The following is a 14,566-nucleotide window of genomic DNA, read 5'->3' as shown; positions in this document are numbered from 1 at the left end:
GCTGGGGGCATGACAGATGACGCCAAAGTGAGTGGGCTGTCGGACGGAACTCTCTCTGACGAAGAACGGCTTGCCCAGCTCGGCTATACGCAGGTTCTCGCCCGCCGCATGTCGGCGTTCTCCAACTACGCGGTCTCCTTCACGATCATCTCGGTCCTGTCGGGCTGCCTGACGCTGTACCTGTTCGGTATGAACACCGGCGGTCCCGCCGTGATCACCTGGGGCTGGGTCGCCGTAGGCCTGATGACACTCTTCGTCGGCCTCGCGATGGCCGAGATCTGTTCGGCCTATCCGACCTCCGCGGGCCTCTACTTCTGGGCCCACCGGCTCGCTCCGTCCCGTACGGCCGCCGCCTGGGCCTGGTTCACGGGCTGGTTCAACGTCCTGGGCCAGGTGGCGGTGACAGCGGGCATCGACTTCGGGGCGGCGTCCTTCCTGGGCGCCTATCTGAACCTGCAGTTCGACTTCGAGGTCACACCGGGCCGCACGGTGCTGCTGTTCGCCGGGATCCTGGTCCTGCACGGGCTGCTGAACACCTTCGGGGTGCGCATAGTCGGCCTCCTCAACAACGTCAGCGTGTGGTGGCACGTGCTGGGCGTGGGGGTCATCGTCGGCGCGCTGACCTTCGTACCGGACCAACACCAGTCGGCCTCCTTCGTGTTCACGGAGTTCGTGAACAACACGGGCTGGGGCAGCGGCGTGTACGTCGTCGCCCTCGGCCTGCTGATGGCGCAGTACACCTTCACCGGGTACGACGCCTCCGCCCACATGACGGAGGAGACGCACGACGCGTCGACAGCGGGCCCCAAGGGCATCGTCCGCTCGATCTGGACCTCCTGGATAGCGGGCTTCGTCCTCCTCCTCGGCTTCACGTTCGCGATCCAGTCGTACGACGGTGCCCTCGGGTCGCCGACGGGCGTGCCGCCGGCCCAGATCCTGCTCGACGCGCTGGGCGCGACGGCGGGCAAACTGCTGCTGCTCGTGGTGATCGGCGCACAGCTGTTCTGCGGGATGGCGTCGGTCACGGCCAACTCCCGCATGATCTACGCCTTTTCACGCGACGGCGCGCTGCCCTTCTCGCACATCTGGCACACCGTGAACCCGCGCACGCGGACGCCGGTCGCGGCGGTCTGGCTGGCCGCGCTGGGCGCCCTGGTCCTCGGCCTCCCGTACCTGATCAACGTCACGGCGTACGCGGCGGTGACCTCGATCGCCGTCATCGGCCTCTACATCGCGTACGTCATCCCGACCCTGCTGCGGATTCGCAAGGGCGACGCCTTCGAACGCGGGCCCTGGCACCTGGGCCGCTGGTCCCGCCCGATCGGCGTGGTGTCGGTGCTCTGGGTCGTCGTGATCACGATCCTCTTCATGCTCCCCCAGGTCTCCCCGGTCACCTGGGAGACCTTCAACTACGCCCCGGTCGCCGTCCTCGTCGTCCTCGGCTTCGCCACGACCTGGTGGCTGGTCTCCGCCCGCCACTGGTTCCTCAACCCCGCCCACGAACGCACCCTCGCCCGCGAGGCGGCCCGCGCGAACGACGTCGAACCGGTCGAACCCTGACCATCCCACCCGCCCGGCGCGGCCGGGTCCCCGATACCCGATCGGAGTCCCGGCCTCGTCCGGCTATGCTCGGGGATGCATCGCCACAGGATCCTCAACGGGATCGGCGTGGGCCGGTGCGTGGACCCTTAGCTCAATTGGCAGAGCAGTGGACTTTTAATCCATTGGTTGTGGGTTCGAGTCCCACAGGGTCTACCGGGAAGCCCCAGTTCAGAGCGTTCTGAGCTGGGGCTTTGGTGTGTTTCGGGGGCGTGGTGGTCCGTGGTCCGCAGTCATCCCGCCCGTCCGATTCGCACGGAGTGGTGACAGCGCCCCATAGCGGCCTCGGCGGGAGTAGCGGCGCGGAAGACTTCCCCTCTCGCGCACCGCGCGGCATGCCACACGCCGAGGGGGACCATGACCGACAAGCTTCAGCGCCCGTTGCGCCCCGACGAGGAACTCGTCCGCTTCCACAACGGCGACACCCTCGACAACATCCCGATCGTCCGGCTGCCCGTTCCGTCGAGTCGTCGGCCGTCCCTCCTGTGGTGGGGGGCCGTGATCGTGCCCGTGGCGGTGTTCGGTGCGCTTGCCGGGGCCGCTGTCGCCCACTTCGCGGGTGACGGCTCATCGCGGGATGACGGGAGGTCATCTGCGGTCGGGAGCACGCCGTTGCGGGAGTCCGAGCCGGAGATCACGCCCTCGGCGTCCGTGTCCGTGTGGACCGCGCCTCCGGCGTCGAGCGAGTCGCCGGAGGTGGCGGCGGAGGCCGGGCCCGAACAGGTCAGCGTGATCCAGGCGCCCACGGTCCAGGGTGACGTGGCCACTTCGTTCTGCCTCGTCTACACCGGCTCGTGGAGCGAAGGCGCGAGGGAGGCGGTCCTGTTGATCGAAGCACCGGCGTATCAGTGCACGGATCTGCTGCGGTACGCGCCGGAGGACGGCGGGGCGTTCTCGGAGGTTCCGGTGATGTGCCAGACCCCGGCGCGCGCCGCGGTGTTGAGCTTCGCGGAGAGCTCAGGGTGGGCCGGAGCCGTGTACTTCACCTGTCTGACGCTGCACAGCGGGGCCTAGACCGCCGGTCCGGTGCTGCGAGCTGGAGGGGTCAGCCCGCCGTGAGTTCCGGGAGCGGGAGCGTGTGGTGGGTCTGGAGGACCTTCGCTCGGAGGTAGCGGACGTTGTGGGCCGTGGTGAACACGCCTGTCGGGACGCGGTGGGAGACGTCGATGCCCAGGTCGCGGAGCTGGTCGGCCTTGTCGGGGTTGTTGGAGAGCAGGTCCAGGGAGTCGATGCCGAGGGCCTGGAGCATCTGGGCGGCCGCCGTGTAGTCGCGGGCGTCCTCGGGGAGGCCGAGCGCGGCGTTCGCGGCGTAGGTGTCGAGGCCCTGGTCCTGGAGGGCGTACGCGTCGAGCTTGTTGTAGAGGCCGATGCCGCGGCCCTCCTGGCGGAGGTAGAGCAGGACGCCGCCGCGGTCCGCTATCCGTTCCACCGCCTCGCGCAGCTGCGGGCCGCAGTCGCAGCGGGCCGAGCCGAAGACGTCTCCGGTCAGGCACTCGGAGTGCAGTCGCACCAGCGGGTTCGCGCCGGGTTCGCCCAGGACGACGGCCAGGTGTTCCAGGCCGTCGGTGAGGCCGTGGAAGGTGACCAGCTCCGCGTCGACCGAGTAGCCGTCGCCGAAACGCAGGGGCACGGCGACGCGGGTGCGCACCGTGGCGGTGGGGAAGTCGCGCATGTTGTCTCTCCGGTCCAGCGGGTTCGTGCCAGCTTGTGTTTCAGATTTGAAGCACATCCTTGGAGGGAGACAGTACACGCTGCTTTAAAGTTCAAGCAATACGTTTTGCGGCTTACGCAGTGACTTGTAAGCGTCTTGTACGTCTCACCGCTCGCGCGGCCCGCGCCTCATGGTGTGGATGAACGCCGCCGCCACGGCAGATCTTCCCTGTACGCGCCCGGAGTTTCCCCCTGGATCCCGCGTGCGATGCTCCCGCAGATCTCCTCCAGCTGCCCCACCTGCTCGGGGGTCAACCGGTCGAAGAGCGCCCGCCGTACCGTCTCCACATGCCCCGGCGCCGTCCGCTCCAGGACGGCCATGCCCTCGTCCGTGAGGACGGCCACGTGTCCGCGCTTGTCCGTGGGGCAGCCCTCCCGGCGCACCGTGCCGTCGTTCTCCAGCCGGGTCACGGCGTACGTCAGCCGGCTGCGGGTGATCTTCAGGACCTCGGCGAGATCGGTCATCCGCAGCCGCCGGTCCGGCGCTTCGGAGAGCATGGCGAGGATGGAGTAGTAAAGGTGGGGCATCCCCGCCTGCGCCTGGAGTTGCCGGTCGATCGCGTCCTCCAGGAGCGAGGTCGCGGAGATGTACGAGCGCCAGGCGCGCTGTTCGGCGGGGGAGAGCCAGCGGGTCGTCATGCCGCCAGTCTAGGTATTGTTCAAAAGTTGAACCAACTTGAACCGACTTGAACCCCGACTTGAATCAACTTGTATTCGACTTGCATCGACTTGAACCACTGAGAGCCGAGAGCTCCGAGCTGGAGGGTGCGCCCCATGCCACACCCCTACGTCCTGCTGTCCGCCGCCGTCTCCCTCGACGGCTTCCTCGACGACACCGGACCCGAACGGCTGCTGCTCTCCGGCGCGGCCGACTTCGACCGGGTCGACGAGGTACGGGCGTCCAGCGACGCGATCCTGGTCGGCGCCGGCACGCTCCGCACGGACAACCCCCGGCTGCTGGTCAACTCGGCCGAGCGGCGCGCGGCCCGGGTCGCCGCGGGGCGCTCCGAGTACCCGTTGAAGGTCACGGTCAGCGGGTCCGGTGACCTCGATCCCGGTGCCCAGTTCTGGCACACCGGCGGCGAGAAGGTCGTCTATACGACGGACAAGGGTGCCGAGCGGCTGCGCGGGCTCGGGCTGGACGCCGATGTCGTCCCGGTCGGGACCGAGGTGGACTGGCGGGCCGTTCTCGCCCACCTCCATGACGTACGCGGTGTGCGGCGCCTCATGGTCGAGGGGGGCGGGCGGGTGCACACGCAGCTGATGCGGGAGGGGCTCGCGGACGAACTCCAGCTCGCCGTGGCGCCGCTCTTCGTCGGGGAGGCGGACGCGCCTCGGCTCTTCGGGCCCGGGCCCTATCCCGCCGGGCGGATGCGGATGGTGGAGACGCGGGCGGTCGGGGACGTCGTGCTCATTCGGTACGTCCCCACGGCGCCCGGGGTCGGGGGGCTCGCCTCCGCCGCCGACCGGTACTGGCTGGGGGTCGCGTGTGAGCTGGCGGCGTTGTGTCCGGTGTCGGAGACCGCGTTCAGTGTGGGGGCGGTGGTGGTGGCCGCGGACGGGAGCGAGCTGGCGCGCGGGTACTCCCGGGAGGGGGGTGATTCCGTGGTGCACGCGGAGGAGGCGGCGCTTGCCAAGGTCGATGGCGGTGATCCGCGGCTCTCGTCCGCCACGGTGTACAGCAGCCTTGAACCGTGTGCTCGGCGGGCGTCCCGGCCTGCGCCTTGTGCGCGGCTCATTCTTGATGCCGGGGTGCGGCGGGTTGTCACCGCGTGGCGGGAGCCGGACACGTTCGTGGCGGGGGCCGACGGGAGCGGGATTCTTGTGGGGGCGGGGGCCGATGTGGTCGTGCTTCCGGAGTACGAGGAGCGGGCGGTGGCGCCCAATCGGCATCTGGTGGGGTAGCGCGGGGCCGGGTTGGCGGGGCGGGCCTGGGGGTTTTTCGCCCCCTCCGCCCCTACCCGTCCCTTGTTCCTGGGGCTCCGCCCCAGACCCCGCTCCTCAAACGCCGGAGGGGCTATCTCCAGCCCGTCCGGCGTTTGAGGACGAGGCCGTCCAGGCCGATAGCGGGGGTCAGGGGGCGGCAGCCCCCAGGAACGGGACGGGAAGGGGCGGAGGGGGCGAAAAAAGCCACCCGCCCCAGGCGGCCTAAGAGATCCTGCGGCCCCTCCCCCCACGCGTCAGGCTGCTCCTGAGCCGACTCGGAGGCAGGAGTAGCGATGGGTTCAGTGGGGCGGCGTGTGACGGCGGTGCTGTTGGCGCCGGTGGTGGTCGGGCTGGTGGCGTCCTGTGGGGTGTCGGGGCAGACGCGGTCGGTGCGGGCGCGGCCCCAGGATGCGGCGTTCGAGCATCCCGGGGTGCTCGTGAGCAAGGATCAGCTGGCCGCCGTACGCGAGCACGTGGACGCGGGGAGGCAGCCGTGGCTGCAGGCGTTCCTGGACATGCGGGACAGCAAGTACGGGTCGTACAAGTACCAGGCGAAGCCTTACGCGACTGTCGACTGCCCGCCGGGCAGCAAGGCCGGGCACGGGTGCGTCGAGGAGCGCGAGGACGCCATCGCGGCGTACACGCAGGCGTTGCTGTGGAGCATCACGGGCAAGCAGGAGCACGCCGACAAGGCGGTTCAGATCATGGACGCCTGGTCGGGGAAGGTGAAGAAGCACACGGCGGGGAACGCCGGCCTGCAGACCGCGTGGGCCGGGTCCACCTGGGCGCGGGCCGGAGAGATCGTACGGCACACGGGAGCCGTCTGGCCTGCGGTGGGCGTCGCACGGTTCGAGGGCATGCTGCGGACCGCCTACCTGCCCGAAGTCAGCAGGAAAGTCCCGGACTTCAACGGGAACTGGGATCTCGTCATGACCGATGCCGCGATCGGCATCGCCGTGTTCCTCGATGACCACAAGGCGTTCGACGACGCCGTCGAGCGCTTCCGGCAGCGTGTGCCCGCGTACTTCTACCTGGCCAAGGACGGGAAGGTGCCGCTGACGCCCGTCGGCAGCACCGTCGACACCCCGCAGAAGCTGACCACGTACTGGTTCGGGCAGCAGCGGTACACGGACGGGGTCTCGCAGGAGACCTGCCGCAACTTCAAGCACGTCGGATACTCGCTCGCCGCCACCGCGCACATCGCCGAGACCGCCTGGCACCAGGGCGTCGACCTCTACCGCGGCGTCAAGGACCGGCTGAAGGCCGCGCTCGACTTCCACTCCAGGTACCAGATGGGGGAGACGGCGCCCGCGTGGCTGTGCGGCGGGCGGGTCGACCGGAACATGGGGCCCGACCTGGAGGTCGCGCTCAACCACCTGGAGGACCGGCTCGACGTCCACGTCCCGGCCGCCCACCGGCTGGCCGAGCAGACGCGGCCCGCCGGTACGGACGATCTGTTCGTGTCCTGGGAGACGCTCACGCACGCGGGGAATCCGGCCGACTGAGGGGTGACGGCGACATTGGTACTGGGTGTCCCGCGAGTGGCGTATAGTTGGGTTTAACGACGCGGGGTGGAGCAGCTCGGTAGCTCGCTGGGCTCATAACCCAGAGGTCGCAGGTTCAAATCCTGTCCCCGCTACTGAAGGCCAAGGGCCGGAACTCGGATTCACGAGTTCCGGCCCTTGGTGTTTCCGGTGGGGGCCGGTGTCCCCCGTGCGGCCCACAGCGGTCGCCCCCCGACCCCGCTCCGGGAAACCTGGACGGGTGGGGCAGCGAGCAGGTACGCAGCGGGCGGGGGATCCGTCCGACCCGCGCGATGGCTCGTACGACCCCGCTTACGACCGGTCCGGCGGGCGGCTGCCCGGGGACCCCGTGCCCGTGCCCGATCCCGGGCCGGGCGACGGACTGCAGGCCCGGTCGGCGGGAGCGAACCCTCGCAGGATCTCGTACACACGCAGATTCGTCCGGGTGCTCCCCGCGCTGCTCATCGTCGCCGGTGCCCTGTACGAGGACCTCACGCCGAGGGATTTCACCGGCGGGCCCCTCTTCACGGCCGCCCCGCTCGTGGCGGCTCCCCTCTATTCGCTGCGCGGCACCGTACTCACCGGCGCCGCGGCCTTCGTGGCGGCGCTCGCGGTCCACATCAGGCTCGGCCTCGTCCGGCAGGCCGAGTCGGCCACCGAGATGGCCACGGTGCTGACAGCCGCCGTCCTGGCCGTCCTCATCAACGTCCTCGTCCGGCGCGGCAACGCACGCCTCGCCTCCGTCCGCGAGATCGCCGAGGCCGCCCAGCGCGCCGTACTGCCGGAGCCCGGCGAGCGGATCGGCGCGCTCGATGTCGCGGCGCGGTACGAGGCGGCGCAGGAGGACGCGTTCATCGGCGGGGACCTGTACGCGGTGCAGGACTCCCCGTACGGCGTACGGCTGGTCGTGGGCGACGTACGCGGAAAGGGGATGGGCGCCGTGGCGGCGGTCGCCGTGGTCATCGGGGCGTTCCGGGAGGCCGCCGAGCAGGAGGCGAGCCTGGAGGCGGTCGCCGGGCGGCTCGAGCGGGCGCTGGCGCGCGAGGGCACCCGGCGCGAGGGCCTCGACGCCTTCGAGGGGTTCACCACGGCCGTCCTCGCGGAGATCCCGCGCGGCGAGGAGGTCGTACGGATCGTCAACCGGGGCCATCCGCCGCCGCTGCTCCTGCACGCGGACGGCGCGCTCGTCACGCTCGACGCCGGGGAGCCCGCACTGCCGCTCGGGCTGGGTGAGTTGGGCGGCGGGCCCGACCGCGCGCAGCAGGCGGAGTTCCCGCAGGGGGCCACGCTGCTCCTGCACACCGACGGGCTGTCCGAGGCCCGCGACGGGCGCGGGCGCTTCTACGATCCCGCGGCCTTCCTCGCCGGACGGACCTTCCCCGCGCCCGGCGCGCTGCTGACCGCACTCGCCGACGAGGTCCGCCGGCACTCGGGCGGCAGGACGACGGACGACATGGCGCTGCTCGCGGTACGGCGACCGTGAGAGGTTCCGGCGCCGAAGGGTCTGGCCCGGAGGGTTTTGGCTTCGTTGTCACCGGGGGTGATCGAGTGACGCCCCTCCGCATAACAACTGACACACCGTCAAGAGTGTTGTGACTGATGAGGTGTGGTCAACTCGCCCGTTTTACGCCTGTGATGACCCGTAAGTCCTGGCCAGAAGCGTTAATGATCAGTCCGAACGGCTTGGAATCCAGTGCCCGCGTCTATTAACGTTCGATAACGCAGCGCGGTCGTCCCAGCCGTCACGAGAGTCGGCTCCGTGCGCACGCGCCTAATCCCGCAAGGGAGCCGGGGAACCACCAACTTGGGGTGAATCGAGCGTCTTTCGCAGTGGGAACACCGCGAATGACGCGCGTAGGAGACCTTCCTGCTCCGAACCCGTCAGCTAACCCGGTAGGCGAGAAGGAAGGAAAGGAGCACGCCCACGTGGCGTCCAACCCGCCTGCCCAGGCAACCTCGTATCCGCCGAGCGAAACGCACACCTTCGTTTACGGCAAAGAAGACGAGGGCCCCCGGGAGGAGTGGAATCCCACCGAGGACTCCCTCCGTCCCGTCCGTGGCCGGCACCGCGTAGGCAAGCAGCGCGGGGGCGGCGGACTCGCGCGCAGCTCCACCGTTCTGGGCGTCGGCGTCATAGCCGCGGTCGGCGCGGGCGGCATGGCCACCGCGGCGCCCAACAAGCCGCCGGTCTCGATCTCGCTGCCCGACCTGCCGTCCGTGAGCACGATCCTCTCGGACGACACCTCCGACGACGAGGCAGTGGGCTCCACCACCCCGCTCACCAGCGCCGGCCTGACCAGCGCCGAGACCGAGCAGGGCACCACGGACGCGGGCGAGGCCCTGCGCGCCCGCATCGTGCAGCAAGCCGAGTCCCAGCAGGACCAGGCCGACACCGCGGCCCAGCAGGCCGCCCAGACCGCCGCCGTCAAGAAGGCCGCCGACGCGGCCGCCGCGGAGCAGAAGGCGGCCGAGGCCAAGGAAGCCGCCGCGAAGAAGGCGGCGGAGGAAGAGGCCGCGGCGAAAGCCGAGGCCGAGCGCCTCGCCGAGCTCGCCAAGAGCTACACGCTGCCGACCTCCTCGTACACCATCACCTCGACCTTCGGTCAGGCCGGCGCCCTCTGGTCCTCCGGCTACCACACCGGTCTGGACTTCGCCGCGCCCACGGGCACGCTGATCAAGGCGATCCACAGCGGCACGATCACCCAGGCCGGCTGGGACGGGTCGTACGGCTACAAGACGGTGCTCACGCTCGACGACGGCACCGAGCTCTGGTTCGCCCACCAGTCGTCGATCAGCGTCAGCGTGGGGCAGAAGGTCGCCACCGGTGATGTCATCGGGCGCGTGGGTGCGACGGGCAATGTCACCGGGGCGCATCTGCACCTCGAGGTCCACCCCGACGGCGCCGCGACCGGGATCGACCCGATGGCCTGGCTGCAGAGCAAGGGCATCAATCCCTGACAGGTCAGTTCTTCAGGGCTGCCGCGTACGTTCTCTCGCGTGTACGTTCCCTGATCCCCGGCGGTTCTGACGGCACCCCCCCGGCGTCAGAGCCGCCGGTCAGGTATGTGCGGAATACATCCATCCACTTGGGACGTTGAAGTCGGGCATGACTTCTCTTCGCAAGCTCGGCTCGTCCGGCCTCGAGGTCTTCCCGCTCGCCCTCGGCGGCAACGTCTTCGGCTGGACCGCCGACGAGGCCCGGTCCTTCGCCGTGCTCGACGCGTACGCCGCCGCGGGCGGCAACTTCCTCGACACGGCCGACTCGTACTCGGCGTGGATCGACGGCAACAAGGGCGGCGAGTCCGAGACCATCATCGGCAAGTGGGTCAAGGCGCGCGGCAACCGGGCCGACGTCGTGATCGCCACCAAGGTCAGCCAGCACCCCGACTATCCGGGGCTGTCCGGCGTCAACATCAAGGCCGCCGCCGACGCCTCCCTGCGCCGCCTGGACACCGACTACATCGACCTCTACTTCACGCACTTCGACAAGCCCGAGGTGCCGGTCGAGGAGATCATCGGCGCGCTCGACGAGCTGGTGAAGGCGGGCAAGGTCCGGAACATCGCGGCCTCCAACATCTCGCCCGAGCGGCTCCAGGAGTCCCTGGACCTCTCCGACCGCGAGGGCCTCGCCCGCTACGTCGCCATCCAGCCGCACTACAACCTGGTCTCGCGCGACACCTACGAGGGCCCGCTGCGCGACATCGCCTCCCGCTCGGGCCTGGCGGCCGTCCCGTACTCCGCCCTCGCGGCCGGCTTCCTCACCGGCAAGTACCGGCCGGGTACGACGGTCGACTCCCCGCGTGCGGCGGGCGCGGGCAAGCACCTGGAGACCGAGCGGGGCCTTCGCGTGCTGGCCGCGCTCGACGAGGCCGCCCAGGCCCACGACGTCCCGGTCGCCACGGTCGCCCTGGCCTGGCTCGCCGCCCAGCCGACGGTCGCGGCACCTATCGCCTCGGCACGGGTGGTCGAGCAGCTTCCGGCGCTGCTGGGGGTGGCGGACCTTGTCCTCACGGACGCGGAGCTGGGCAGGCTGACGGAGGCGTCGGCGTAACGGCTTAGCTTCCCCTCGCGAGGAAGCTACGAGCGGTACGGGTTGTACGTGGGATACGGCGCCGCGGTCCCGTAGGGCCCTGGGTGGGGCCGGCCGTACGTGGGCGCGTAGCCGTACGCGGGCCAGGGCGGGGGCACCGGAACCGGAGCCGTCGCCCGTGCCGCGTACGCCAGGGCGGGGCGCGCCACCTCCCGGCGGAGCCACAGCTCGTGTAGCAACTTCCGTTCCCGTACGAGGAAGTCGGGGCCCGCGCGGCCGTCGCGAGCCCGGTGCCGCAGGAAGGCGAGCGAGGTCGCGTACGCCTCGTACTCGGCGACGGAGCGGGCGGCGGGCCTGCCTCCCGGGTGGCGGGCGGCGTACTCGCGGGCGAGCCGGCGCGCGCGCATCGAGCCGAGCACGTACGGCTCGGACGCGGACAGCCACCCGGCGGCGGCGTAGGCGGGCAGCTCCGCACGCACCGTGCGCAGTTCCCGCTGCCGGGTCCAGATGACCAGCCAGGTCAGCAGTGCGAACGCGGGCACCATGAACGTGGCGTACACCGCGAAGAACCCGAACTCCCCGAAGCTCGACGAGCCGTTCCACATGGCGTGCATGCCCATGGCGAGCAGGAGTCCGGCGAGCGGCAGCAGGACGCGGCGCACATGGTGGTGTTCGGCGGACAGGGCCGCGATGCCGAAGCCGATGCCGGTCAGGACCGTGAACAGGGGGTGCGCGAAGGGGGACATCACCACGCGCACGAAGAAGGTCGCGGCGGTGACGGATGCCAGCCCGCTGTCGCCGCTGAGCTGGTCGGTGCCGAAGGCGGTGCCGAGATAGAGGATGTTCTCGGTGAAGGCGAAGCCGGTGGCGGTGACCCCGGCGATGACGACCCCGTCGACGATCCCGGTGAAGTCCCGCTTGCGGAAGAGGAAGACCAGCAGGACGGCCGCCGCCTTCGCGGACTCCTCCACGATGGGCGCTATGACGGTCGCGCCGAGGGTGTCGGCGCTGGTCGGGTCGGCCGTCGCGGTCGCTATCCATCTGGTCGCGAAGCTGTTGGCGACGATCGCTATCAGCGCGGCCGCGCACGCGCCCCAGGCGAAGGCGAAGAGCAGGTTCCGCCAGGGGCCCGGTTCGACGCGGTCCAGCCAGCGGAACGCGGCGACGAGGAGTGGGACGGGGAACACGGCGAGGCCGAGGCCGACCAGGAAGCCCTCGGTGCCGGTCTGCCGGCGGACCAGGGCCAGGATCACGAGCCCGGAGATCGCGAGCAGGGTGACCAGCGCGCCGTACCGCACCCACTTTCTCTGCCACCAGTGCGCATGCCTCCGCGGTGCACCGTCGGCCGGGCCGGTGGGGTGCGTCGGGTACGGAGGGCAGGTGGCCACGGCATTGACCCTAACGAGGGAGGGGCGCTGCCCGCGACGGTGTGTTGAGCCTGGCGCCGTCTTCCGGGTTCAGTCGCCGACGGATTGCTGGTCCCGGTGCTGTACGCGTCGGAACAGAAGGTCGTTCACCACATGGCCTTTGTCCAGTCCCTGGCCCTCGAAACGGGTCAGGGGGCGGAACGTCGGACGTGGCGCGTAACCGCCGTCGGGCCGGGTGTTCTCGAAGTCCGGGTGCGCGCTCAGCACTTCGAGCATCTGTTCGGCGTACGGCTCCCAGTCGGTCGCGCAGTGCACGAGGGCGTCCGGCCTGAGGCGGGTCGCGGCGAGGTTGAGGAACTCCGGCTGGATCAGTCGTCGTTTGTGGTGGCGCTTCTTGGGCCAGGGGTCGGGGAAGTACACGCGCAGGCCGCTCAGGGAGTCCGGCGTCAGCATCTCCCTGAGCAGGATGATCGCGTCGCCGTTGGCCACCCGGATGTTGGACAGGCCGTTCTGCTCCGCGAGATTGAGCAGGTTGCCCTGGCCGGGGGTGTGGACGTCGACGGCCAGAATCCCCGTCTCCGGGTCCTCGGCCGCCATCTGTGCGGTGGCCTCGCCCATGCCGAAGCCGATCTCCAGCACGACGGGGCGATCGCTTCCGAACAGCTCGGCGAGGTCCAGTGTCCGCTGCCCGTCGATGTCCAGCCCCCACTTGGGCCACAGCCGCTGCAACGCGTCCGCCTGCCCGGTCGTCACCCGGCTCCGCCGCGGCTGAAAACTCCGGATCCGCCGCTCGAAGTGCGACCCGGCGGGGTCGGGCTTCGGGCCGTCGGGGAAACGGGGCTCGCCCTTGGGACGGGGGGTGGTGGACTGGGGGGCTTGGGGGGAGTTATTGGGCTCAGACACAGTGGGGTCGATTTTAGGCGAGTGGGGGAGGGGGCTGGGGTGGGTGGGTTTTTCGCCCCCTCCGCCCTTGCCCGTCCCTTGCTTCCGGGCTACGCCCGGGTTCAGCCCGTCCGGCGTTTGAGGACGAGCGCGTCAGCGCGAAACGGGGGTCTGGGGGCGGAGCCCCCAGGAACAAGGGACGGGTAGGGGCGGAGGGGGCGAAAAACCTCACGTCCCCGCCAGCGCAGCCAGCGCCCTCCGAGCAACCTCCCGCCCGATCGGCAGCGAAGCCGTCGCCGCAGGCGAAGGCGCGTTCAGTACATGCACCGTCCGGGGCCCCTCCCGGATGAGGAAGTCGTCCACGAGGGTCCCGTCACGGAGGACCGCCTGCGCCCGCACCCCTGCACTGGCGGGCACCAGATCGCCCGACGTCACCGCGGGCAACAGCCGCCGCACGGCCCCCGTGAACGCCGACCTGGACACAGACCGCCGCAGCTCCCCCACCCCGTACCGCCAATGCCGCCCCGCCATCCGCCAGGCCCCGGGCCACGCCAGCGTCGCCCCCACCTCCCGGGGCCGTACGACACCCCACCCGTACCCCTCCCGGGCCAGCGCGGGCACCGCGTTCGGCCCGATGTGCACGCCTCCGTCGATCCCCCGGGTGAGATGCACCCCGAGGAAGGGGAACGCCGGGTCGGGCACGGGGTAGACCAGCCCGCGGACGAGCTCGGGCCGCGCGAGCGTGTAGTACTCGCCGCGGAAGGGCACGATCCGCATCTCGGGATCGTCCCCCGCGAGCCGGGCGATCTCGTCGCAGTGCAGCCCCGCGCAGTTGACCAGCACGCGCCCGCGTACGACCGTCCCGTCGGCCGTGAGGACGGCGGCCCCGAGCCCGGGCCGCCGGTCGATACGGACGACATCGGCCCCGTACCGGACCTCCGCCCCGGAGGACTCCGCGAGCTGCCGGGTCACCGCGACGAAGTCGCAGACCCCGGTCGTGCCGACGTGGATGGCGGCGAGTCCGCGCACTTCGGGCTCGTACTCCGCTATCTGGGAGGGCCCCAGCTCCCGGACCGGAATGCCGTTCTCCCGGCCGCGCTGGACCAGTCCGTGCAGCCGGGGCAGCTCGGCCTTCTCGGTGGCGACGATCAGCTTGCCGGTGACGGCGTGCGCGATGTCGTACTCCGAGCAGAACTTGACCATCTCGGCGGCGCCCCGCACCGCGTACCGCGCCTTCAGGGAGCCCGGGCGGTAGTAGATCCCGCTGTGGATCACCCCGCTGTTGCGCCCCGTCTGGTGCCGGGCCGGCGCCCCCTCCTTCTCCAGCACCGTCACCCGTGTCCCCGGCGCGGCGCGCGTGATCGCATACGCCGTCGACAGCCCGACGATCCCGCCGCCGATCACCAGCACATCGCAGTCGTACCCGATCCCCACCCGCACCACCTCCAGGCTTCAAGAGTGCACTGCGCCACTGACAACGCCCTCAAACCCCGGAGGAGCCCCCGGTCGCCCCGCAGGGGCGCCTCAGG

Annotated in this window: 12 protein-coding genes, 2 tRNA genes and 1 riboswitch; of the genes, 9 read left to right on the top strand and 5 right to left on the bottom strand. The window is 70.6% G+C overall.

The features are described from left to right. The first annotated feature begins 9 nt into the window (after positions 1 to 9). The 3 genes from OG219_RS22925 to OG219_RS22915 all read left to right on the top strand — a co-directional run bounded on the left by OG219_RS22925 (position 10) and on the right by OG219_RS22915 (position 2,613). Positions 10 to 1,560, top strand: a complete 1,551-nt coding sequence (locus tag OG219_RS22925; RefSeq protein ID WP_266829324.1) for an amino acid permease — start codon at positions 10 to 12, stop codon at positions 1,558 to 1,560. A 122-nt stretch (positions 1,561 to 1,682) separates the two neighbouring features. Beyond that, positions 1,683 to 1,755, top strand: a tRNA-Lys gene (locus OG219_RS22920). A gap of 201 nt (positions 1,756 to 1,956) precedes the next feature. Then, positions 1,957 to 2,613 carry a hypothetical protein gene (locus OG219_RS22915; RefSeq protein WP_266829322.1) on the top strand — a complete coding sequence of 219 codons (657 nt, stop codon included), beginning with the start codon at positions 1,957 to 1,959 and terminating at the stop codon, positions 2,611 to 2,613. A gap of 31 nt (positions 2,614 to 2,644) precedes the next feature. Here OG219_RS22915 and ribA read toward each other — a convergent pair whose 3' ends face one another. Continuing rightward, entirely contained in the window at positions 2,645 to 3,271 is a 627-nt protein-coding gene (gene ribA, locus OG219_RS22910) for a GTP cyclohydrolase II (RefSeq protein WP_266829320.1), read from the bottom strand. Between the two features lie 167 nt (positions 3,272 to 3,438). Then, the gene (locus OG219_RS22905) at positions 3,439 to 3,948 is read right to left on the bottom strand and encodes a MarR family winged helix-turn-helix transcriptional regulator (RefSeq protein WP_266829318.1); all 510 of its coding nucleotides are present in this window, start codon (positions 3,946 to 3,948) and stop codon (positions 3,439 to 3,441) included. Positions 3,949 to 4,083: 135 nt separating this feature from the next. Between OG219_RS22905 and OG219_RS22900 the strand changes: the two genes are divergently transcribed. The 6 genes from OG219_RS22900 to OG219_RS22875 all read left to right on the top strand — a co-directional run bounded on the left by OG219_RS22900 (position 4,084) and on the right by OG219_RS22875 (position 10,809). Then, positions 4,084 to 5,214: a dihydrofolate reductase family protein gene (locus OG219_RS22900; protein WP_266829316.1), complete on the top strand. Its 1,131-nt coding sequence runs from the start codon at positions 4,084 to 4,086 to the stop codon at positions 5,212 to 5,214. A gap of 314 nt (positions 5,215 to 5,528) precedes the next feature. Then, positions 5,529 to 6,740 (top strand): alginate lyase family protein, encoded by a 1,212-nt coding sequence (locus OG219_RS22895; protein ID WP_266829314.1) that lies wholly within the window; start codon positions 5,529 to 5,531, stop codon positions 6,738 to 6,740. Between the two features lie 60 nt (positions 6,741 to 6,800). Continuing rightward, positions 6,801 to 6,874, top strand: a tRNA-Met gene (locus OG219_RS22890). A 125-nt stretch (positions 6,875 to 6,999) separates the two neighbouring features. Then, positions 7,000 to 8,241, top strand: coding sequence for a PP2C family protein-serine/threonine phosphatase (locus tag OG219_RS22885; protein ID WP_266829312.1), 1,242 nt, complete (start codon positions 7,000 to 7,002; stop codon positions 8,239 to 8,241). Between the two features lie 275 nt (positions 8,242 to 8,516). Beyond that, positions 8,517 to 8,673: riboswitch (cyclic di-AMP (ydaO/yuaA leader) on the top strand. 11 nt (positions 8,674 to 8,684) lie between these two features. Continuing rightward, positions 8,685 to 9,716 (top strand): M23 family metallopeptidase, encoded by a 1,032-nt coding sequence (locus OG219_RS22880; RefSeq protein WP_266829310.1) that lies wholly within the window; start codon positions 8,685 to 8,687, stop codon positions 9,714 to 9,716. A gap of 148 nt (positions 9,717 to 9,864) precedes the next feature. Next, positions 9,865 to 10,809 (top strand): aldo/keto reductase, encoded by a 945-nt coding sequence (locus OG219_RS22875; RefSeq protein WP_266829308.1) that lies wholly within the window; start codon positions 9,865 to 9,867, stop codon positions 10,807 to 10,809. A gap of 26 nt (positions 10,810 to 10,835) precedes the next feature. Here the strand turns inward: OG219_RS22875 and OG219_RS22870 are convergent, their stop codons facing one another. The 3 genes from OG219_RS22870 to lhgO form a co-directional block, all read right to left on the bottom strand. Beyond that, positions 10,836 to 12,176, bottom strand: a complete 1,341-nt coding sequence (locus OG219_RS22870) for a PrsW family intramembrane metalloprotease (protein WP_266829306.1) — start codon at positions 12,174 to 12,176, stop codon at positions 10,836 to 10,838. A gap of 69 nt (positions 12,177 to 12,245) precedes the next feature. After that, positions 12,246 to 13,058, bottom strand: a complete 813-nt coding sequence (trmB, locus tag OG219_RS22865; RefSeq protein WP_266829303.1) for a tRNA (guanosine(46)-N7)-methyltransferase TrmB — start codon at positions 13,056 to 13,058, stop codon at positions 12,246 to 12,248. 207 nt (positions 13,059 to 13,265) lie between these two features. Then, positions 13,266 to 14,477: an L-2-hydroxyglutarate oxidase gene (gene lhgO, locus OG219_RS22860; protein ID WP_266829301.1), complete on the bottom strand. Its 1,212-nt coding sequence runs from the start codon at positions 14,475 to 14,477 to the stop codon at positions 13,266 to 13,268. Positions 14,478 to 14,566 lie beyond the last annotated feature (89 nt).

This window comes from Streptomyces sp. NBC_00038 (genome assembly GCF_026343635.1).
Taxonomy (GTDB): domain Bacteria; phylum Actinomycetota; class Actinomycetes; order Streptomycetales; family Streptomycetaceae; genus Streptomyces.
This window is presented reverse-complemented; position numbering and strand designations above follow the sequence as displayed.

Coding starts and splice junctions, on each gene's coding strand:
- OG219_RS22900 (WP_266829316.1), top strand. CDS start 4,084: ATGCCACACCCCTACGTCCTGCTGTCCGCCGCCGTCTCCCTCGACGGC.
- ribA (WP_266829320.1), bottom strand. CDS start 3,271: ATGCGCGACTTCCCCACCGCCACGGTGCGCACCCGCGTCGCCGTGCCC.
- OG219_RS22915 (WP_266829322.1), top strand. CDS start 1,957: ATGACCGACAAGCTTCAGCGCCCGTTGCGCCCCGACGAGGAACTCGTC.
- OG219_RS22925 (WP_266829324.1), top strand. CDS start 10: ATGACAGATGACGCCAAAGTGAGTGGGCTGTCGGACGGAACTCTCTCT.
- OG219_RS22875 (WP_266829308.1), top strand. CDS start 9,865: ATGACTTCTCTTCGCAAGCTCGGCTCGTCCGGCCTCGAGGTCTTCCCG.
- OG219_RS22905 (WP_266829318.1), bottom strand. CDS start 3,948: ATGACGACCCGCTGGCTCTCCCCCGCCGAACAGCGCGCCTGGCGCTCG.
- OG219_RS22895 (WP_266829314.1), top strand. CDS start 5,529: ATGGGTTCAGTGGGGCGGCGTGTGACGGCGGTGCTGTTGGCGCCGGTG.